Origin of the sequence: Brevundimonas alba (assembly GCF_011927945.1) — a bacterium.
Classification (GTDB): domain Bacteria; phylum Pseudomonadota; class Alphaproteobacteria; order Caulobacterales; family Caulobacteraceae; genus Brevundimonas; species Brevundimonas alba.
Genome location: NZ_JAATJM010000002.1, coordinates 864812 through 884251 on the forward strand (window position 1 = coordinate 864812; position 19440 = coordinate 884251).

At 69.1% G+C, this 19440-nt stretch carries 17 protein-coding genes; 7 read left to right on the plus strand and 10 right to left on the minus strand.

Features of this window, described 5'->3' with window-relative positions; translation table 11 throughout:
* Positions 1 to 229 precede the first annotated feature (229 nt).
* A complete protein-coding gene (gene feoB, locus GGQ87_RS14835) occupies positions 230 to 2101 on the minus strand; it encodes a ferrous iron transporter B (RefSeq protein WP_168049049.1) in 1872 nt (623 codons plus the stop codon).
* Positions 2101 to 2412: a FeoA family protein gene (locus GGQ87_RS14840; RefSeq protein ID WP_168049051.1), complete on the minus strand. Its 312-nt coding sequence runs from the start codon at positions 2410 to 2412 to the stop codon at positions 2101 to 2103. Before GGQ87_RS14840 ends, feoB begins: the two co-directional genes overlap by 1 nt.
* Before the next feature lie 144 nt (positions 2413 to 2556).
* On the opposite strand from GGQ87_RS14840, the gene GGQ87_RS14845 reads away from it, so the two are divergent.
* Complete coding sequence (locus tag GGQ87_RS14845; protein ID WP_168049053.1) at positions 2557 to 3042, plus strand: c-type cytochrome; 486 nt, start codon at positions 2557 to 2559, stop codon at positions 3040 to 3042.
* Position 3043: 1 nt separating this feature from the next.
* Here GGQ87_RS14845 and GGQ87_RS14850 read toward each other — a convergent pair whose 3' ends face one another.
* The 4 genes from GGQ87_RS14850 to GGQ87_RS14865 form a co-directional block, all read right to left on the minus strand.
* Positions 3044 to 6283: an efflux RND transporter permease subunit gene (locus tag GGQ87_RS14850; protein ID WP_209282636.1), complete on the minus strand. Its 3240-nt coding sequence runs from the start codon at positions 6281 to 6283 to the stop codon at positions 3044 to 3046.
* Positions 6283 to 7422: an efflux RND transporter periplasmic adaptor subunit gene (locus tag GGQ87_RS14855; protein WP_168049057.1), complete on the minus strand. Its 1140-nt coding sequence runs from the start codon at positions 7420 to 7422 to the stop codon at positions 6283 to 6285. The genes GGQ87_RS14850 and GGQ87_RS14855 overlap by 1 nt, the downstream gene beginning before the upstream one ends.
* Before the next feature lie 122 nt (positions 7423 to 7544).
* Positions 7545 to 8321, minus strand: coding sequence for a hypothetical protein (locus GGQ87_RS14860; protein WP_342448378.1), 777 nt, complete (start codon positions 8319 to 8321; stop codon positions 7545 to 7547).
* Positions 8318 to 9082 (minus strand): class II aldolase/adducin family protein, encoded by a 765-nt coding sequence (locus GGQ87_RS14865; protein WP_168049059.1) that lies wholly within the window; start codon positions 9080 to 9082, stop codon positions 8318 to 8320. The genes GGQ87_RS14860 and GGQ87_RS14865 overlap by 4 nt, the downstream gene beginning before the upstream one ends.
* A 141-nt stretch (positions 9083 to 9223) precedes the next feature.
* On the opposite strand from GGQ87_RS14865, the gene GGQ87_RS14870 reads away from it, so the two are divergent.
* The 3 genes from GGQ87_RS14870 to GGQ87_RS14880 are packed head-to-tail and all read left to right on the plus strand — an operon-like array spanning position 9224 to position 11693.
* Positions 9224 to 10345: a DUF2336 domain-containing protein gene (locus tag GGQ87_RS14870; RefSeq protein ID WP_245161632.1), complete on the plus strand. Its 1122-nt coding sequence runs from the start codon at positions 9224 to 9226 to the stop codon at positions 10343 to 10345.
* Between the two features lie 31 nt (positions 10346 to 10376).
* A complete protein-coding gene (locus GGQ87_RS14875; RefSeq protein WP_342448379.1) occupies positions 10377 to 11150 on the plus strand; it encodes an NAD kinase in 774 nt (257 codons plus the stop codon).
* Positions 11151 to 11186: 36 nt separating this feature from the next.
* Complete coding sequence (locus tag GGQ87_RS14880; RefSeq protein ID WP_168049063.1) at positions 11187 to 11693, plus strand: Hpt domain-containing protein; 507 nt, start codon at positions 11187 to 11189, stop codon at positions 11691 to 11693.
* A 55-nt stretch (positions 11694 to 11748) separates the two neighbouring features.
* Here the strand turns inward: GGQ87_RS14880 and spbR are convergent, their stop codons facing one another.
* Both spbR and GGQ87_RS14890 read right to left on the minus strand, forming a co-directional pair.
* The gene (gene spbR / locus GGQ87_RS14885; protein ID WP_168049065.1) at positions 11749 to 12891 is read right to left on the minus strand and encodes a SpbR family protein; all 1143 of its coding nucleotides are present in this window, start codon (positions 12889 to 12891) and stop codon (positions 11749 to 11751) included.
* Between the two features lie 82 nt (positions 12892 to 12973).
* Entirely contained in the window at positions 12974 to 13771 is a 798-nt protein-coding gene (locus GGQ87_RS14890; RefSeq protein ID WP_168049067.1) for a transglycosylase SLT domain-containing protein, read from the minus strand.
* A gap of 194 nt (positions 13772 to 13965) precedes the next feature.
* Here GGQ87_RS14890 and GGQ87_RS14895 point away from each other — a divergent pair, with 194 nt between their 5' ends.
* Positions 13966 to 14700, plus strand: a complete 735-nt coding sequence (locus tag GGQ87_RS14895) for an energy transducer TonB family protein (RefSeq protein ID WP_168049069.1) — start codon at positions 13966 to 13968, stop codon at positions 14698 to 14700.
* Here the strand turns inward: GGQ87_RS14895 and GGQ87_RS14900 are convergent, their stop codons facing one another.
* Both GGQ87_RS14900 and GGQ87_RS14905 read right to left on the minus strand, forming a co-directional pair.
* Positions 14701 to 15711, minus strand: a complete 1011-nt coding sequence (locus tag GGQ87_RS14900; protein WP_342448381.1) for an NAD(P)/FAD-dependent oxidoreductase — start codon at positions 15709 to 15711, stop codon at positions 14701 to 14703. It abuts the gene before it with no gap.
* A gap of 79 nt (positions 15712 to 15790) precedes the next feature.
* Positions 15791 to 17638 carry a phosphoenolpyruvate carboxykinase (GTP) gene (locus GGQ87_RS14905; RefSeq protein WP_342448382.1) on the minus strand — a complete coding sequence of 616 codons (1848 nt, stop codon included), beginning with the start codon at positions 17636 to 17638 and terminating at the stop codon, positions 15791 to 15793.
* A 207-nt stretch (positions 17639 to 17845) separates the two neighbouring features.
* On the opposite strand from GGQ87_RS14905, the gene GGQ87_RS14910 reads away from it, so the two are divergent.
* Together GGQ87_RS14910 and GGQ87_RS14915 are read left to right on the plus strand one after the other, a co-directional pair.
* Complete coding sequence (locus GGQ87_RS14910; protein WP_168049071.1) at positions 17846 to 18481, plus strand: DUF938 domain-containing protein; 636 nt, start codon at positions 17846 to 17848, stop codon at positions 18479 to 18481.
* Entirely contained in the window at positions 18478 to 19251 is a 774-nt protein-coding gene (locus GGQ87_RS14915) for a pseudouridine synthase (RefSeq protein ID WP_168049073.1), read from the plus strand. Before GGQ87_RS14910 ends, GGQ87_RS14915 begins: the two co-directional genes overlap by 4 nt.
* Positions 19252 to 19440: the final 189 nt, after the last annotated feature.

Below are 19440 nucleotides of genomic sequence, written 5' to 3' on the forward strand. Positions count from 1 at the left end.
ACTGCAGCGGGCGCCGTCTCGTCGCCCGAAACGTCGAGCGGACCAGCCGCCTGCGTCTTCCCGCATCGACGGCAACGGTCTGAGCGATGGCGCTCGGACCAGTAAAAGTCATGCCTGCAGAGCAGAGGCTTCAGTGGCGACAGCATATTCATTCCCCCGGACGCGGGACGAATCGCCGATTTTCTAACGTTTTGTCAACCATGGTTCACCCAACGGGCGAACGGTTCGGTTAACCTCCGCCGAGCGCCACGGCCGCTCGGTAGGTCACGAACGCCGCCAGATAGGCCAGGCCGAACATGTAGGCGACCATCACCCACATCCATTTCCACGAGTTCAGCTCGCGCTTCACCACCCCGAGCGTCGCCACGCACTGCGGCGCGAAGATGTACCATGCCAGGAAGGCCAGACCCGTGGCCAGCGACCACTGCGCCGCCAGCGTCACGCCCAGCAGGCTGGTCGCGCTCTCCGGATCGGCGATGGCGTAAACAGTGCCCAAGGCAGCGACGGCGACTTCCCGCGCCGCCATCCCCGGGATCAGGGCGATCACCATCTGCCAGTTGAAACCAATCGGCGCGAAGACCGGCTCAAGCGCGTGGCCGAGCCTGCCGGCGAAGCTGTAGTCGATAGCCGGCCCCGTCGCGCCCTCCGGCGGATAGGGGAAGGTCGACAGCACCCAGATCAGCACCATCAGCGGCAGGATGATCCGCCCCGCCCGCTCGAGGAAGATCCGCGCCCTGAGCCACAGGTTGAACCCCACGCTGCGCAGATCCGGCGTCTTGTAGGCCGGCAGTTCCATCATGAACGGCTCGACCGCTCCTCGCCAGAACACGCGGCGGATGACGAACGACACCACCAGCGCGCTCAGGATGCCCGCCGCATACAGACCGAACATCACCAGCCCCTGCATGTTGGCGAAGCCCCACACGGTCCGGTTCGGAATGAAGGCGGCGATGATCAGCGTGTAGACCGGGATGCGCGCCGAACACGTCATCAGCGGCGCGACCATGACCGTGGTCAGGCGGTCGCGCTTGGAGTCGATCACCCGCGCCGCCATGACACCGGGAATCGCGCAGGCGAAGCTCGACAGCAGCGGAATGAAGGCGCGCCCGTGCAGCCCCGCCCCGCCCATGATCCGGTCCATCAGGAAGGCGGCCCGGGCCATATAGCCGAAGTCCTCCAGCAGGATGATGAACAGGAACAGGATCAGGATCTGCGGCAGGAAGACCAGCACGCTGCCCACGCCCGAGATCAGTCCGTCGACGATCAGGCTTTGCCAGATTCCATCCGGCATCACGGTCGCCACCCATGCGCCCAGTCCGGCGAGCAGTCCCTCGATGCCGTCCATCAGCGGCGTCGCCCAGGTGAAGACCGCCTGGAACATGACGAACAGCAGCGCCATCAGGATGACGAGCCCGCCGACCGGATGCAGCAGCACGGAATCGATGCGGCCCGTCAGGGTGTCGGGCCGCTCGGGCGGCTGGACACAGGCCTTCATGATCCGCTCGGCCTCGCGCGCCGCCCCACGCAGCGCCGCCGCGTCGGGCGCCGTCCACGCCATCTCCGCGCCCGGAGACCAGGCGCCCGCCGCCGCCTCGACAGCAGCGACCAGATCGTCGACGCCACGCCGTCGCGTCGCCACCGTGGTCACGATCGGCAGGCCCAGTTCCGCCGACAACCGCTCCAGATCGATCCGCAGCCCCTGACGCTGGGCGATGTCGTACATGTTCAGCGCCAGCACCATCGGCCGTCCGACGGCCTTGAGCTCCAGCACCAGCCGCAGCACCAGCCGAAGGTTGGTCGCGTCGGCCACGCAGACGATGACATCCGGCGGCGTCTCTCCGGCCAGTCGACCCAGAACAGCGTCCCGGGTGACTTCCTCGTCGGGGCTGCGGGCGCGCAGGGAATAGGTGCCCGGCAGGTCCAGCACGGACATCGTCCGTCCTTCTCCGCCGCGGATGAAGCCTTCCTTCCGCTCGACGGTCACGCCGGCGTAGTTGGCCACCTTCTGGTGCGCGCCGGTCAGGGCGTTGAACAACGCCGTCTTGCCGCTGTTGGGATTTCCCACGAGCGCGACCCGCGCGCTCCGTACGGCCATGTCCATCAGGCGGGAACCCGGGCGGCTTCGACCGCCGCCGCCGCGCCAGACGCCGCCGGCTCCACGCGGACCGTCAGACCCGCCGCCTCGTGCCGGCGCAGGGCCACGCGCATGTCGTCCACCTTCATCGCGATAGGGTCGCGGCCCAGCAGACCTTCGTGCAGCAGTTCGACCCGCGCACCCTCGACGAAGCCCAGTTCCAGCAACCGCCGCTCCAGCTCCAGCGCATGCTCGTCGTGATGGCAGTGACCGCCGACCTGAACGATGACGCCGCGATCCCCGCGGCGGGCCTGGCTGAGACGGATGGTGTCGGACATGACGCTCACGCAGCGGCGCGAGGGCCGCGCCTTTCTGACACTGATTATCAGGTGCGATAGCCGTCCGTCCACCCTGCCGAAGCGTCGCAGGCCGTTGCTCGAGGCCCGGCTTGCGCTATCAGTGGCCGCTTGAGGAGGCCTCCCATGCACCGTTCCGCTCTGATCGCCCTCGCCGGCGTCTGCCTCGTGTCCTGCAGCCAGGGCGACAACGCCGCCGCGCCATCGGCGTCCGCCCGCCCTGCCCCGACGGAGGCGGAAAAGGCGGCCCTGCTCGCCGCCCTGCCCGCACCGTATAATCAGGCCGATCTCGACAACGGCCGCCGGGTCTTCGCCCGCTGCCGCTCCTGCCACACGATCAACGAGGGCGGCTCGAACATGACCGGGCCGAACCTGTACGGCGTCTTCGGGCGTCAGGCCGGCGGCCACCCGAACTACAACTACTCAACCGCCGTCAAACAGGCCGGTTTCGCCTGGGACGCTGAACGGCTGGACCACTGGCTGGAGAACCCGCGGACGTTCCTGAAAGGCACCAAGATGAGCTTCCCCGGCATCCCCGACGCCGCGGACCGCCGCGACGTCATCGCCTTCCTCAAGGTCGAGACGGGATACGCGCCGCCTCCTGCTACCTGACCTATTCGGCGGCGGCGGGGAGGGCGTCGTTGGCCCGCACCTCCTGGGCCTCCCATTCCTCGATTTTGCGCGCGGTGTATTCGGGCGACTTGGTGAAGCGGGCCAGGGCCCCATAGATCACCGGCACGACGAACAGCGTCAGCAGGGTCGAGAACATCGCCCCGGCGAAGATGACCACGCCGATCGTCTGACGGCTGCCCGCCCCCGCCCCCTGCCACAGCACCAGCGGCAAGGCGCCGAAGGCGGTGGCGATCGAGGTCATGATGATGGGGCGCAGACGTAGGGTCGAGGACTCAATGATGGCCTCGGAGATACTCCGCCCCTGATCGCGAAGCTGGTTGGCGAATTCCACGATCAGAATGCCGTTCTTGGCCGCCACGCCGATCAGAATGATCAGCCCGATCTGGCTGTAGATGTTCAGGCTCGAGCCCGCCATGACCAGACCGAACAGCCCGCCGGCCGCGGCCAGCGGCACGGTCAGCATGATCACCGCCGGGGTGATCCAGCTCTCGAACTGGGCCGCCAGCACGAGGAAGACCAGCAGCAGCGCCAGTCCGAACGCCGCGCCGACCGCGCCGCCGGCCTCCTGCTGATCCCGCGCCGCGCCGCCCCACTGAGTCGTCACCGCGCCTTGCGGCTGTTCGGTGGCGACCTGGTTCAGGAAGGTCACGGCGTCGGCGAGGGTGGTGCCCGGGTTCAGATCCGCCTGCAGGGAAATGGAGCGCTGCCGGTCCAGTCGGCGACGGTCCGGCGTATCGCCGGAGGTCTCGGTGGTCACCACCGCCGAGAGGGGAACCAGCTGGCCGCCGCCCGTGGAGACGTACAGGGACTCCAGATCGCTGACGTTGCGGCGATTGGCCCGCTCGGTCTGCAGGATCACGTCGTATTCCTGACCCCCGCGGATGTAGGTGGTGGCGCGGCGCGAACCGAACATGGTCTCCAGCGCACGGCCAACCTGCTGCGACGAGACCCCAAGCGCGGCGGCCTTCTCCGGATCGACATCGACCAGCAGGCGCGGCGCATTGGGCTCATAGTTCAGGCGGGGTCGCGAGAACCCCGGATACTCCTGAGCCCGCGCCAGCACCGGCTGCAGCCACTGATAGATGTCCTCGTACTCCGAGCCGGTGACGATCATCTCGACCGAGTTGGAGTTGCCGCCGCCGCGCTGGAAGGCGCCGGGGACACTGGCGTTGACCTGGGCGTCGGTCTGGCCGCGCAGCTTGCCGTTCAGTTCCTGGGCGATCGCATCGGCCGGACGGTCGCGCTTGGACCAGTCGGACAGGATAAGGCTGCCGCTGCCTGAGTTGAAACTGCCGCCGCCGAAACCCGGCGCGGAGATCAGATAGCTCTCGGCTTCGCCGTTCTCCTTGTAGTCGGCGAGGATGGGCTCCAGCCCGAGCATGATCTTGCGGGTGTAGTCGAAGCCCGCACCCTCGGGACCCTGAATCCGGATCTGCACCCGCCCCCGGTCCTCGGGCGGCACAAGCTCATTGGGCAGCTTCAGGAACATGCCGACGGCGCCGACAGCGACCACCAGAATCAGCACACCGACCCCGATGACGGCGATACGTCGGCCAAGCAGCGCTTCGAGCGAGTTCTTGTACGAGTTGCGCAGCTTCTCCATGGACCAGTCGACCCGCTTGGCCACCCATCCCGAACCGGAAGCCGGCTTCAGGATTTTCGACGCCAGCATCGGCGACAGGCTGAGGGCGAGGAAGGCGGAGAAGGCCACGGCGGCGGCGATGGCGGCGGCCAGTTCGACGAACAGACGTCCCACATAGCCCGGCAGGAACAGCAGCGGCGCGAATACCGACAACAGCACCACGGTGGTGGCGACGACGGCGAAGAACACCTGACGCGCGCCCCGCTCGGCCGCAACCAGCGGCGGTTCACCGTGATCCAGGCGGCGCTGGATATTTTCGGTCACCACGATGGCGTCATCAACGACCAGCCCGATCGACAGAACCAGCGCGAGCAGGGTCAGCAGGTTCAGCGAGAAGCCCAGCGGGGCCAGCACGATAAACGTCGAGAGCAGGCAGATCGGCGCCACGATCGACGGGATGAACGCGGCCCGCAGGCTGCCGAGGAAGACGAAGTTGACCAGCGCCACCAGCACCATGGAGATGCCGATGGTGATCCAGACCTCCTCGATGGCGTGGGAGGTGAAGACCGAGTTGTCCGATCCCACCGTCAGGGTGGCGCCCGGCGGCAGGCTGGGCCGGATCTCCTCGAGCATCTCTTTGACACCCTCGGAGATGGCGAGGTCGTTCGACTGGGCCTGACGGGTCACGGCCAGACCGATCTGGTCGACGCCGTTACCGCGGAACAGACGGCGGTCCTCGGCCGGCGCTTCTTCGACCCGCGCGATATCGCCCAGGCGTGTGACGTAGGCGGCGTTGCCTTGCAGTGCGCCGCTCGCCCCGCTGGGCAGGGCAGTAGCCGAATTGACGTTCTGGGCCGTGCCCGTGCTCTGCGCGCCGGTAGCGGTAGAGCTGGAGCCACGAGTGCCGATCGGCAACTGGCGGAAATCCTCGGGGCGCGCATAGGTCCGGGCGACGCGGACTGTGTAGTCCTTCTGGCCGGACTCCAGCGAGCCAGCGGGGAGTTCGACGTTCTGCGCGGTCAGAGCCGTTTCGACGTCGGTGACAGTGATGCCGCGCGCGGCCATGGCGGCGGGGTCCAGCCAGACGCGCATGGCGTAGCGCTGCTCGCCGAAGATCTGCACCTGCGCCACGCCGGGCACGGTGGCCAGCCGGTCGATCAGGTACCGGTCGGCATAGTCCGTCAGCTCCAGCCGGCTCATGCCATTGGCCCGGAGGAACAGGATCATGATCGGCTGACTGTCTGTGTCGGCCTTGGCGACCTCGGGCGGGTCGGCCTGGTCCGGCAGGCGCCCGACGACCCTGGAGACGCGGTCGCGAACGTCGTTGGCCGCGTCATCGATGTTGCGGTCCAGCGAGAACTCGATCGACACGCTCGAACGCCCATCGCGGCTGGTCGAGTTGATCCGCTCGACGCCCTGGATGCCGGCGATCTGCTGTTCGATCGGCTCGGTGATCCGGCTCTCGATCACCTCGGCCGAAGCGCCGGCGTAACTGGTGTTGACCGAGACGATGGGCGGATCGACGTCCGGTAGCTCGCGGACCGGCAGGAAGAAGAAGGCCGCCGCCCCGATGACGCACAGCACGATGGCCGCCACCGCGGCGAACACCGGGCGGCGCACGGCGACGTCGGACAGCATCATTTCGCGGCGCTCCGGGCGGCAGCGGGCGCTCCGCCGCGGGCTCCGCCTCCGGCGCCGGCGACGCGCACGGGTGCATTCGGCTGGATGCGGTTCAGGCCAGACCCGACCACCCGGTCACCGGCGTTCAGCCCCGAGACGATCTCGACGAAGCCGCCTTCTACGGCGCCGGTTTCAACCTCGACCCGCTGCGCCGTGGACCCACGCTCGCCGCGCGCGATGCGGTAGACGAAGGCTCCATCGCCCTCGTACTGCACCGCCGCTTCGGGCACCGCCGGGGCGATGCGCACACCCTGCTGAACGGCGACCCGCACCAGCATCCCGGGGCGGATGCGCCCGCCGGGATTGGGGATTTCAGCCCGCGCCGTGGCCGAGCGGGTCTGCTCGTTCACCCGCGTATCGATCAGGGCGATGCGCCCGCCGAAGCTCTGTTCGCCGAAGGCGTCGGCCGTGGCGGTAATCGATGTCCCCTGGCGCAGCACGCCGAGGTAGCGTTCCGGCACCGGGAAATCGACCCGGACCACGTCGATGTCGTCCAGGGTGGTGATGACCGCGCCGGGATTGATCAGGGTCCCGGCGGTGACCGAGCTGAGCCCCAGCACGCCGGCGAAGGGCGCGCGGATCACCCGGTCGCCGCGTCGCGCCTGCGCCGCCGTCAGCGAGGCGCGGGCGGTTTGCAGTTCGGCCAGATACTGCTCGGCGGTGGCGCGCGGGGCGACGCCCCGGTCCGCCAGTTCCTTGTAGCGGTCATACTGCCGCTGGGCCTGATCGACGCGGGCGCGGGCCTCGATGATGCCGGCGTCCTCCTCCCGGGCCTGAAGCTCGACAAGCGGCGTGCCCGCCGCGACTCGTTGGCCGTCGGTGAACAGCACCCGCGTGATCAGTTCGCTGGTCGACGAGGTGATGTTGACGGAGCGGCGGCCCCTGGCCACGCCCAGAACGCGGATCTGGTCGCTGAACTGCCGCGGCGTGGCGACTGCCTCCGACACAGTCTGGCCGCGCCCGCCTCCGGGACCGCCACGTCCGCCCGGACCCGCGCCCTTTTCATCGCCCGCGAAGGCGATCCGCAGGATCACGGCCACGACCATCAGGCCGAGCAGAACGGCGGCGGCGGCGAGGAAGAAGTGGCGTTTGATCACGCGGCGCAGACTCCGGGCGAGGGACGAGCCGACTTAGCGGCTCCCGCCGTCGACGCAACCAAAGTCTGTGCAACGCCCGGCATTTTGAAATCCGTCGCCCTGGACGCTCGAAACTTGCCGCGTCAGAATCGCCGCCAGAGCCCGACGATCGGGCCGCTGGCCTCCGGCGTTTCCCGCCCTGCGACAGTCTGCCGCCAGCCGGCCTGCAGGCTCCAGTCGCCGAGGTCCCGGACCACCGACGTTTCAAGTGAGAGCCATTGTGGTCCGCCGTCATCCGCCTGCCCCCCATAGGCCTGCGTCAGCAGCGTCCAGTTTTCGCTCATCCGGATGCCGGCGGTCAGGTCGATGCGCACCTCATCAGGCAGATCCTGCCGAACGCGACGCGCCGCCTGGACCTCGAAGAACGAGCCCGCAGGCAGCGGACCCAGCTTCTTTTCAAGCGAATGACCAACCGACGCGCGGACCTCCCAATCGCGGTCGCCCTGCCCCGGCGGCGCATAGCCCGCGTTTCGTCCCGCGCCGCCGTCGGCATAGCCCGCGTACAGGCTGACTACGGTCTGGTCGCTTCTCCACGCCTGCCAGGTGACCCCGACCTCGAGCGGTCCGCGGCCCTCGAAGTCGACGAATGCGTCCTCGCCGGACTGCCAGTCACCCTTGAACTGAACCGTCAGCCGGTCGGTAAGGCCATATTCGGCGAACACGCCGAGCGAGGTGTCCCGACGTTCCGCCGGCAAGGCGAGCAGAACGCCGTCAGGATCGAAGCCACGGTCGGCGGTCATCTGCTCGAATTTGAAGATCGCCTGCCCCTTGCCCTTGGGCTGGGTCCAGGCGCCGGCCGCGGCCGGCGCTCCGTGGGCCGCGAAGAGCAGTGCGATCAGCAGCCCCCCGGCGGCCTTCACACGTCGTAGCCTGGCGATCTTCGATCAAGCATTCGAAGCGCCCCCGGCCAGGCGAGGGACGAGATGAAGCCGATGCCCTTGCCCTGCTCGCGCGTCTCCGCCTGGGCGGCGTCGGGCGCCATCAGCACGTGCTCGCGTCCGACCGAAAGGGCCGCCACCTGCTGGGCGCAGGCCCGCTCGAGGAAGAACATGCCGATCCACGCCTGCGCAGCGGTCTGGCCGACGGCCAGGGTGCCGTGGTTGCGCAGCAGCATCAGGGGTTTGTCGCCGAGGTCGGCCACCAGCCGCCCGCGCTCGTCGTGGTTCAGCGCCAGTCCCTCGTAGCCGTGGTAGGCGACCTGGTGCTGCAGCAGGCAGGCATTCTGTCCCAGCGGCAGCAGTCCCTCCTGCTGGGCCGCCACGCCGACGCCGGCGACCGTATGCAGGTGAATGACGAAATGCGCATCCTCCCGCGCCGCATGGATGGCGGAATGGATGGTGAAGCCCGCCGGGTTGATGAAGCTGGTCGTGTCCTGAACGATGTTCCCGTCCAGATCGACCTTCACCAGGCAGGACGCCGTCATCTCCTCGAAATACCAGCCGTACGGATTGATCAGGAAATGATGCTCGGGTCCCGGCACGCGCGCGGAGATGTGGGTGAAGATCATGTCGTCCCACCCATGCAGCGCCACCAGCCGGTAAAGCGCCGCCAGTTCGACACGAGCGTTCCACTCGGCCTCCGAGACACGGGACTTCAGCGAGGCGGTCGTTCCATCGGCCATGATCCGGGTCCCGTTCGTTATGCGCGGCGGCACGCTCGCGCCGGGTGGGGCCGTCGTCAAGATTCAGTTTCCGTTAACCCTGCCTTAGCGGCCTGCGGCTAGGCTTTGATGAGCCGAATCGTCGGCGCGCCGGAGACGCCCTTGACCGTCGCTCAGTTCCGCTCCCCTCCCATGGCCTCGCCGCCGGCGTATCCAGACCTACTGGCCCTGGCGCGCAACCCCAGCGCGGACTCGCGGGAGCGGCTGCTGCTCGGTGTCGTGGCGCTGTGCGATGCGCGGCCGCCAACGGGCGAGCTGTCGCCCGTGCTGGGCGAGATATTCCTGACGCTGGCCCGTCAGGCCGAGCGCGACGTTCGCAAGATCCTGTCCGAACGTCTGGCCACCGCCGACTGGGCGCCGCCCGCCCTGATCAATGTTCTCGCACTCGACGAAATCGAGATCGCCCGGCCGGTTCTCGCAGCCAGCCCGATCCTGCAGGACGATGATCTGATGCGGGTGCTGGTCGAAGCGACGCTGGAACACCAGATCGAGATCGCCCGCCGGCCGCAACTCGGCGGACGTGTCGCCGACGCCATCATCGAGCGCGGCGAACCGGCCACCCTGACCGCCCTCGCCTTTAACCGCACGGCCGAAATCAGCCTCGACGGCATCCGCCGGCTGGTGGAGCAGTCGCGGCGGGTCGCCGCCCTGCGCGGCCCCCTGACCCGCCACCCGCGTCTCACTGCGCAACTCGCCGAACAGATGTACGAATGGGTCGGGGTCGCCCTGCGCCAGTCGATCTGCGCCCGTTTCGACGTCGATGAGCGCAAGCTCGCCCCGGCCATTACACAGGCGGTCTACGACGCCCGCTCCCAGACCATGGTGCCCGTTTCGACCAGCGACCCCGATCGTGACGAGATGGAGCGGCGGCTCGTCGCCAAGCTCCAGGCGGCCGGGCAGTTGCGCGCCGGCTACCTTGTTCGGGCGGTGCGCGAGCGCCGCCTCGGGCTGTTCGTCCACGCCCTGGCCACCTTGGGCGGCTTCACCGTGTCGGAAGTCCGCGAAGCGCTCGCCTCGAAGAGTCCCGAGGCCTTGTTCTACGCCTGCGCCTCGGTCGGCGTGGATCGCGCGGTGTATCCCGCCTTGCTGGCTGAGATCCGCATTCTGAACGACGGGTTCCCGGGCGATGTGGGTGATCGGGTGTGGCTGCGGGGGGCGATTTCTCCCGCCTCGGCAGCGCGGTCGTTCCGCGCGTTGGTCAGGACCGAAGCCCGGGCGGTTTGACTTCGCCCGTCGGCTCGGCTTGCGTAGGCCCGTGACCCAGTCCGATCTCCGCATCGCCTTCGCCGCCTCGGACCGTCCCGAGGCCATGGCGGCGCGCGAGCGGCTGGTGGAGCTCTACGGGTCGGCTGAGCCCGCATCCGCGGACGTGATCGTCGCTCTCGGCGGTGACGGGTTCATGCTGGAGACCCTCCACGCCAACCTGCAGCGGCGCACGCCCGTCTTCGGTATGAACCGCGGCTCCGTCGGCTTCCTGATGAACGACTACGTCGAGGAGGGCCTGCCCGAGCGGCTCGCCACCGCAGGTCGGGCGGTCATCCACCCGCTGCAGATGGACGCGTGGTCCGAGGGCGGATCGGTGCACTCCGGGCTCGCCATCAACGAGGTGTCCCTGCTGCGGCAGACGCGGCAGAGCGCCAAACTTCGGATCACGGTCGACGACCGGGTTCGGCTGGAAGAGCTCTCCTGTGACGGCTGCTTGGTCGCCACGGCCGCCGGCTCCACCGCCTACAACCTGTCAGCCCATGGCCCGATCATCCCGCTGGACGCCCGGGTACTCGCCCTGACGCCGATCAGCGCCTTCCGGCCCCGGCGCTGGCGGGGCGCCCTGCTGCCCCACACCGCGAAGGTCTGTTTCGAAGTGCTCGAGTCCGACAAGCGTCCGGTGAGCGCCACGGCAGACAGCTTCGAAGTCCGTCGCGTCAACCGCGTGGAGGTGCGCGAACGCCGCGACATCGCCCTCACCATGTTGTTCGACGCGGGCCGCTCGTTCGAGGAGCGCGTGCTGGCGGAACAGTTCGCCTCCTGAGAGCCGTGCACCGGTTCTTAAGGCTGTCCCCTCACCATGTGCCGGTTTCTTCGTCAGGAGCTCGCCGTGAGCAATTCCGCCCAGGTCATCCGCCCGCCCAATACGCTGCGTCTCAAGGTGGGCGGAACGTTCGGCGGCATTGATGCGGCCGCCATCGCCAAGGCCGAGGAGGCGCTCAAGGCGATGTCGTCGCAGTTCGGCCAATGGCTCCAGGACGAGATCGTCAAGCTGGACAAGGCCCAGACCGACATTCGCGCGCAAGGCTACAACGCCCAGACCGCCGAGGCCCTCTACTTCCGCGCCCATGACCTGAAGGGTCTCGGCGCCACCTACCAGTATCCGCTGGTCACCCGCCTGGCCGGTTCGCTGTGCAAGATGATGGATGATCCGTCCAAGCGCATGGCCGCTCCGCGGGTCCTGATCGACGCCCACATCGACGCCATCAAGGCCGTGGTGCGCGACCAGATCCAGACCGATGACCATCCGACGGGCCGCGCCCTGGCCGAAAGCCTCGAAGCCGGCGTCGCCGACCACCTGGGCTGAAGACGGTCACCAGATCAGCAAAACGCCCGCCGGCCGGCGGGCGTTTTCAATTGGATCAGGCCGCTGCGCCGATGGCGGCGCGCACGGGCGCCGGCTCCTGGTCCAGACGCTCCATCAGATAGGCCAGGTCTTCCCGCGGCGCGTTCGGCCGTTGCGTGAGGAAGCGCTGCAGCATCTGCTGGCGGAAGTCATCGCCGGCCGTATCCACACCCTCCGCCTGCAGCGTGCGCCATGTGTCGACGCCGGCCCGGAAGGCCTGGAACAGACGCGGCGGCAAGCCGGCGCGATCGTAGATCGCCTTCAGTCCCAGCGGTCCCGCGTCATGGATCATCAGCCAGGCGCGCGGGTGCGGCGTACCCGCCAGTTCCGCCAGCCCGTATTCGAACAGCCCCATCTGTCCCCGCGCCAGCGCCCGCAACAGCAGAGATCCGGTCAGGGCGCGGCGGGCGTTGAGCCCGGAAACGAAGGTGGCGAGGTCTGCCTGGTTCGACGCCTGGTCGACCAGGTCGACGGTCGCCCGCTCCCGCACGAAGGCCGCCAAACGGATGGCCGTCTCGGGGGCCACGGCATGGCGGGTGACCAGATGCTCGCGGACGGCCTCCGAGGCCAGCTCGACCAGCCGCTCCGTCACCGACAGCGGCAGGACCTGACGATAGGCGATGGCGGCCACGACTTCGGGCGAGGCGCCGAAACGGTCGACGCAGCGGTCGAGAGCGGCCTCGGCGACATCGGCGTTGTCGTTCGCCGCGAGCGTCCGCACCGCCTGCTCGCAGCCGAGCTCGGCCACGGCGGTGGCCACGTCACGACCAACCACCGGCCGACCGGCGACGGCGACCTGCCGCAGGGCCGATCCGGCCTGCACGATCTCGATCAGGTCCTCGTCGCTGAAGGCCGGCGAAAAATTGATCAGCGGCAGGGCCACGCTGTCCACGTCAGCGGCCAGTTTGCGAGCCACGTCGCGAGGAATCAGGTCCGAGGATTTCAGCGTCACCGCCATGGCGCGCCGCACCAACTCGGCCGCGTCCTGGGCCAGCATACGCAGGATCTTCTGGGCCGCATCCCGGTCGATCCCCGTCAGCTCGGCCTTGTCCATGCTTCGGCACAGCTTGTGCGCGGCGGCGGCCCGTTCGTCGTCGTCCGTCGCCTTGATCAGACGGCGGATGTCGGTCTCGGTAAGGCGGGCGCGATAGGCGGTCATGGTCGGGCGCTCTGGTCAGGCTTTGCCGGTCAGCATTGACCCGTCATCCCTAACGGGCCGTTTACCATCGCCGGATTCGCGGTCAGACGCTCGAACTGCCTTCCGGCGAGAAGGCGCCTCCAAACCCGCCGCCCTTCCCGTTGCCGTCCTGTCCCAGCAGGAGGGCCAGCAGACTCTGGTCCTGCTTCAGTCGGTCGAGGCGGGCGGCGAGCATCTGGTCGCGTTCCGAAAGCTCAGGCGCGGCAGGCAGGGAACCCGCGGAAGCCGCCGGCGCCCCCTCGCCCGCAGTGCGCTGCAAATTGGCGTGCACTTCCGCGACCGTGGCAGGGCGGCCGTCGCGGAAGAAGATGGAGCGATTGGCCGACGCGGCTTCCGGGAAGATCGACGCGGCGCTCGTACCCGGCCTCCGGTCCATGGCGTCCATCAACTGGGCCGCGCCTGCGGGGCCTAGGAAGTGGGCGGCGTAGAGGTCGCCCGCGCCCGGCTCACGCCCCGTCCGGCCCCTGAGGTAGGCGGCGTTGGACGCGGTAAGCTCCGCCGCCATGGTCGAGGCGGCCTGGGCGTCGAAGCGAAGGTCCAGCACAACGTTCCGCGCCGAACCGTCGACGCGCCACCGGCCGTCGGAGCCGCGATGGATCAAGTCGGCATACTGGCCGTAGCCATGTTTGGCGCCGTGCGTCTTGACCGTGCCGAGCCAGGTCTGTTCGATGAACTGGAACAGGCCGGCGGCGGACGAGGTGCGAGCCCTCGCCGAAGGGTTCATGGCGCTTTCGCGCCGCGCCGTCTTGATCAGAAACTCCGCATCCACGCCGGTCGCGTTCGACGCGCGCCTGATCGCCGCCTCGACCCCGCCAGAGGATGGAATCGCTCCGATGTTCATGTCTCAAGGCTGCGGCTTCGTGGTTAATCAAATCCTAACAGCCTGAACGCTGTCCACAGAGCCTTAACCATTGCCGTACCGCCGGTCGCTCGTGTCGGATTCATGGCGAAGCTCGCCCAAAACTTGCCCCAACGGAAGCGCTCAACTTTGCCTTGGGAACGCTGCGGGGGCGGCGAATGACAGGGATGACGGCCATGATGATAAGAACCGCAGGCGGCCCCGGACTGGTGAGCCCCTTCGACTACAACGAACGCAAGACCCCCCGATTCACGAGGACGACCTGGATCGCCGTGGGGATCGTCGCGGCCGGCCACATCGGGCTGGGCGTGGCGCTCTACTATCAACGGTTCGAACTCGCGCCTCCGATCGTGACCGAGCCGCCTGTGGTCGACATCGAGATGGTGCCCTTGCCCAAGCCCAAGCCGCCTGAACCGGTGACGGCGACTGAGCAGCCGGCCCCGCCGAACACCCGGACCAACCCGCTGCCCGCCCAGCCGACGGCGACCGAAGTCGTCGAGGTGGTCCAAGGCGACAAGGTCGCCGAGGGTTCGACCATCACGATCAGGGAAACCTCGCCCGAGCCGGTCAAGGACGCCACGCCGACCGTCGTCAAGCCACAGCCTCCGGCGGTCATCACCAATCCTTCCTGGGTGCGGCAGCCGTCGGGCGAGCAACTGATGCGCGCCTATCCGGACCGGGCGCTACGGGCCGACGTCGGCGGCCTGGCGACGCTGAACTGCCTCGTGCAGCCCAACGGAAGGGTGTCCGACTGCAACCTCGCAGGCGAGACGCCGGGCGGCTACGGCTTCGGCAGGGCTGCGCAGGGGCTGACGCGCTACTTCCAGATCTCGCCCCGCACCGTGAACGGCGCGGCCGAGGGGTCGCGGGTCAACATCGCGATCCGCTTCAACCCGCCGCCGGCGGACTGATCAGGCGAATCTAAGCGGGTCGAGGGCGGCGGCGTCCGCTTCGGGCGCCCTGCCCTCGATGGCGTCGGCCACCACCGTGGCCACGAGCGGTCCGAGCAGCCAGCCGTTGCGTCGAGGCGCCAACGCGAGATGCAGGCCGGGCGCTCCAGCTGCGCCTGCCAGCGGCAGGCCGTCCGCCACCGCGCCCCGGATGCCGACGCGCGTCTGGCCGACTTCGCCGGCAACGCCCAGCAGGGAGAGCCCGGCCTCGGTTCTCGCGGCGGCTTCGGCCGCGTCAGGTTCCAGATCGCGGCGGCCCGGCTCCATCGTCGCTCCAACGACGGCGCCCCCCGGTGCGGGGGCGACATAGAGGCCCGGCGCGCGGACCACGCGAGCGGGCGGCGCGATCTGGACCTGGGTCAGCTGCCCCCGGATGGGTTCGATCGATCCCACCAGCGCGGCGGTCGCTTCGGGCAGGCCCGGAACGGCCGCGGCGGCGCCGGTGCCCAGCACCACCGTCGAGGCGAACCACATGCGGCCGTCCCCGGCCTCCACCCGCCAGCGGCGGGCGTCTCCCGTCAGCCGGACCACCCGCGCCTTGGCGACCGTTATGCCCGCCGTTCGCGAGAGCACCGCCATGGCGGGAGCGGGCTCGATCCGCCAGTCGTCACGGGTGGTCAGGCCGCCGCGGCTTGCGCGGGCTTCGAAACCAAGCGCGCGCAGGCGGTCGACGGCCGCCGCGGCGTCAGGGCCACGCCACTCTGCGCCCTCACGGTGCAGGGTTAGGCCATGAGCGTCAGCGAAAGCCGACCAGCGGTCGCGGGCGCGCTTCAGAAGGGCGGCGCGCTCCGGGCTGGCGTCCTCGAGCAGCGATTCCAGCGCCGGGGCCAGCATGCCGGCGGCGACAGCGGAGGCGTTGGAGCCGCCGGGATCCACGACGATCACCGCATGCCCCCGGCTCGCCAGCTCGGCGGCGGTGCACAGGCCGAGCACGCCGGCGCCGATGACGATCACATCCGGGGAAGAGGTCACGGGCGATCAGATCGACTGCCCGCTCCTCTTTTGCAAGGCGCTATCGCTCGCCGCGCGGCGGCTCGCTGCTTGAGCGGCCTTACTCGGCGGCGATGGCGGCGGCGCGGTTCTCGTCGATGCGGGCGGTCAGGGCGGCGTGCTGGTCCCAGAGGGCGTCAGGCAGGCGGTCGCCGAACATCCGGTAGAAGTCCGGGATCAGCGCGGCCTCCTCGGCCCAGACGTCGACGTCGACGTCCAGCAGGGTCGCCAGATCGGCCTCGGACAGGGCGAGACCGGACAGGTCCAGCGCCTCGCGGGTCGGCACGCGGCCGACCGGCGTGTCCACCGCCTCGGCCTCGCCGTCGAGGCGTTCGGCGATCCACTTGAGGACGCGGGCGTTGTCGCCGAAGCCGGGCCAGACGAACTTGCCGTCCTCGTTCTTGCGGAACCAGTTGACGAAGTAGAGGCGGGGCAGGTTCGCGGCGGCCGTGCGGGCCTTCATCGACAGCCAGTGGGCGAAGTAATCGCCCATGTTGTAGCCGCAGAAGGGCAGCATGGCGAAGGGATCGCGGCGCAGCTCGCCGATGGCGTTCTCGGCCGCGGCGGTGCCTTCCGAGGCGACCGAGGAGCCCATGAAGACGCCGTGGTCCCAGTCGAAGGCTTCGGTGACCAGCGGCACGGCGGAGGCCCGGCGGCCGCCGAACAGGATGGCGTCGATCGGCACGCCCTTCGGGTCTTCCCACTCGGGCGCGATGGCCGGGCACTGGCCGGCGGGGGCGGCGAAGCGGGCGTTGGGGTGGGCGGCGGGCTGGCCCGACGACGGGTCGTGCGGCTGGCCCTTCCAGTTGGTGAGGCCTCCGGGGGCCTCCTTCGTCAGTCCTTCCCACCAGACATCGCCGTCGGCGGTCAGGGCGGTGTTGGTGAAGACGGTGTTGCGGGCGAGGGTCTCCAGGGCGTTGCCGTTGGTGTTGCGGCTGGTGCCCGGGGCGACACCAAAGAACCCGGCTTCCGGGTTCACGGCATACAGGCGGCCATCGTCGCCGATGCGCATCCAGGCGATGTCGTCACCGATGGTCTCGGCCTTCCAGCCCGGCAGCGTCGGCTGGAGCATGGCCAGGTTGGTCTTGCCGCAGGCCGAGGGGAAGGCGGCGGCGACGTATTTGGCGCGGCCCTTCGGATCGGTCAGCTTGAGGATCAGCATATGCTCGGCCAGCCAGCCCTCGTCGCGGGCCATGATCGAGGCGATGCGAAGGGCGTAGCATTTCTTGCCGAGCAGGGCGTTGCCGCCGTAGCCGGAGCCGTAGGACCAGATCTCGCGCGTCTCGGGGAAGTGGACGATCCACTTCTCCTCGTTGCAAGGCCACGGCACGTCGGCCTGACCCTCGGCGAGGGGGGCGCCGAGGGTGTGAACGGCGGGGACGAAGACGCCGTCAGAGCCCAGCACGTCCAGCGCCGCCTTGCCCATGCGGGTCATGATGCCCATCGACACGGCGACGTAGCCGCTGTCGGTGATCTCGACGCCGAGGGCCGAGATCTTGGAGCCGAGCGGGCCCATGGAGAAGGGCACGACGTACATGGTGCGGCCGGCCATGCAGCCGTCGAACAGGCCGTTCAGGCGGGTGCGCATCTCGACGGGGTCGGCCCAGTTGTTGGTCGGGCCGGCGTCGATCTCGTTGCCGGAGCAGATGAAGGTGCGGCTCTCGACGCGGGCGACGTCCTTGGGGTCCGAGGCGGCGTAGTAGCAGCCGGGGCGCTTGCTCTGGTCCAGCTCGCGCAGGGTGCCCTTGCCGATCAGGTCAGCGACGATGGCGGCCTTCTCGGCCTCGGAGCCGTCGCACCAGTGGACGCGGGCGGGCTTGGTCAGGGCGGCGATCTGCTCGACCCAGGCGACGAGCCGGGCGTGATCGGTGGGGGCCGGGTGGAGGCCGGGAATGGCGGATGCGGTCACGCGAACTCTCCTGAACGTCTGCCCGGCGATCTGACGCCGCCGTGGCGCTCCCTTGCGTGACAGATCACGCAATGTTTCAGCCGAGATGGCATCGAAGCGGACGCGAGGTCAACCGCTGCAAGTTTCAACCTCCCGCGAGGGGGCCGCGCGGCTCCGGCTGCATAATTCCGGTCGCGGCGGAGGGCGGCGCGGGGTATCGGAGCCGCCATGCAGACGATGGACGCCATCACCGCGACTCCCGCAGGCGCCCTCGCCTCGCCCGCCGTGGCGCGGAACACCGGGCCGATTCTGGACCTCCTGCGGGTCCACCTGCCCGCCCATGGCGAGGTGCTGGAGATCGCCGCGGGATCGGGCGAGCACGCCACGGCCTTCTCGGCCGCCCTGCCCGGCCTGACCTGGACGCCCAGCGATCCGTCGGCGGAGGCGCGGGCCAGCATCGCGGCCTGGGCCGGGGCGGCGGACCTGTCCAACCTGCGGCCGCCGCTGGCGGTGGACGTGCTGGACGAGGCGGGCTGGCCGGACCAGCCCTTCGCCGCCGTGGTCTGCATCAACATGATCCACATCAGCCCGTGGGCGGCGACCGAGGGGCTGATGCGGCTCGCACGGCGGGTGCTGCCGGTCGGCGGGCTGCTGGTCACCTATGGGCCGTATCGGGAGGCCGGGGTGCCGCTGGCGCCGTCCAATGCGGCCTTCGACGAGAGCCTGAAGAGCCGGAACCCGGACTGGGGACTGCGCGACAGGGAGGCCGTGGCGGAGGCGGCGAAGGCCGAGGGGCTGGCGCTGACGCTGCGGGTGGAGATGCCGGCCAACAATCTGATGCTGCTCTTCCGGCGGGTGCGATGAGTCTTTCCCGGACCTACGACGGCGCGGAGCCGGTGCGGCTGAACAAATTCATGGGCCAGTCGGGCATCTGCTCGCGGCGGGAGGCGGACGCGCTGATCGCCGAGGGGCTGGTCTCGATCGACGGCGAGGTGGTCACCGACGCGGGGCGCAAGCTGCAGCCGGGGCAGACGCTGACGCTCAACGAGCGGGCGACGGCGACGTTGGCCGAGGGCATCACCATCGTGATCCACAAGCCGATGGGCTACGTCTCGGGCCAGCCGGAGCCGAACAAGCTGCCCGCGGTCCGGCTTGTCACCGACAACAATCGGTTCGGCGAGGGCGTGACGCCGGCGGACGAGGTCTCCCTGCCCCCGATCGGGCGGCTGGACGAGGATTCGCGCGGCCTGCTGCTTCTGTCCTCGGACGGGGTGGTGGCCAAGGCGGTGATCGGGCCGGAGTCGGACCTCGACAAGGAATATCTGGTCCGGGTGACGGGCGACATCACCGAGAAGAAGCTGAAGATCCTGCGCCACGGCCTGATGCTGGACGGGCGGCAGCTGCGGCCGGCGTACGTCAGCCGGATGGAGTCGCACCGGCTGAAATTCATCCTGCGCGAGGGGCGCAACCGGCAGATCCGGCGGATGTGCGAGATGGTCGATCTGGAGGTCATCGACCTGATCCGGGTGCGGATCGGGCCGCTGAAGCTGGACAATCTGCCCGAGGGCAAATGGCGGATGCTGACGGCGGAGGAGCGGGCGGCGCTGATCCGCGGCGGGGTTTTACCCGGGTAAAACAGGAAAAATTGGGTCCAAACAGTCCATAGAGTCCGGTTTGGTCCGGAAACGCCTTGGGAAACAACGCGATAGGCGGACCTGATGCGGTCGGGGCGCAAGGCCGGAGAGTCCGTTCCGGTCGGGCGGGATATTCGATTTTCAAAGACCGGACGCCGCGACGGATGGCGAAACAGAAGCAGTGTACGG

Excerpts from the sequence above, each read along its gene's own strand:
- GGQ87_RS14890 (WP_168049067.1), bottom strand. The coding sequence starts at position 13,771 with ATGAACATCGGAGCGATTCCATCCTCTGGCGGGGTCGAGGCGGCGATC.
- GGQ87_RS14880 (WP_168049063.1), top strand. The coding sequence starts at position 11,187 with ATGTGCCGGTTTCTTCGTCAGGAGCTCGCCGTGAGCAATTCCGCCCAG.
- GGQ87_RS14910 (WP_168049071.1), top strand. The coding sequence starts at position 17,846 with ATGCAGACGATGGACGCCATCACCGCGACTCCCGCAGGCGCCCTCGCC.
- GGQ87_RS14895 (WP_168049069.1), top strand. The coding sequence starts at position 13,966 with ATGATGATAAGAACCGCAGGCGGCCCCGGACTGGTGAGCCCCTTCGAC.
- GGQ87_RS14865 (WP_168049059.1), bottom strand. The coding sequence starts at position 9,082 with ATGGCCGATGGAACGACCGCCTCGCTGAAGTCCCGTGTCTCGGAGGCC.
- GGQ87_RS14915 (WP_168049073.1), top strand. The coding sequence starts at position 18,478 with ATGAGTCTTTCCCGGACCTACGACGGCGCGGAGCCGGTGCGGCTGAAC.
- GGQ87_RS14840 (WP_168049051.1), bottom strand. The coding sequence starts at position 2,412 with ATGTCCGACACCATCCGTCTCAGCCAGGCCCGCCGCGGGGATCGCGGC.
- feoB (WP_168049049.1), bottom strand. The coding sequence starts at position 2,101 with ATGGACATGGCCGTACGGAGCGCGCGGGTCGCGCTCGTGGGAAATCCC.
- GGQ87_RS14850 (WP_209282636.1), bottom strand. The coding sequence starts at position 6,283 with ATGCTGTCCGACGTCGCCGTGCGCCGCCCGGTGTTCGCCGCGGTGGCG.
- GGQ87_RS14845 (WP_168049053.1), top strand. The coding sequence starts at position 2,557 with ATGCACCGTTCCGCTCTGATCGCCCTCGCCGGCGTCTGCCTCGTGTCC.
- spbR (WP_168049065.1), bottom strand. The coding sequence starts at position 12,891 with ATGACCGCCTATCGCGCCCGCCTTACCGAGACCGACATCCGCCGTCTG.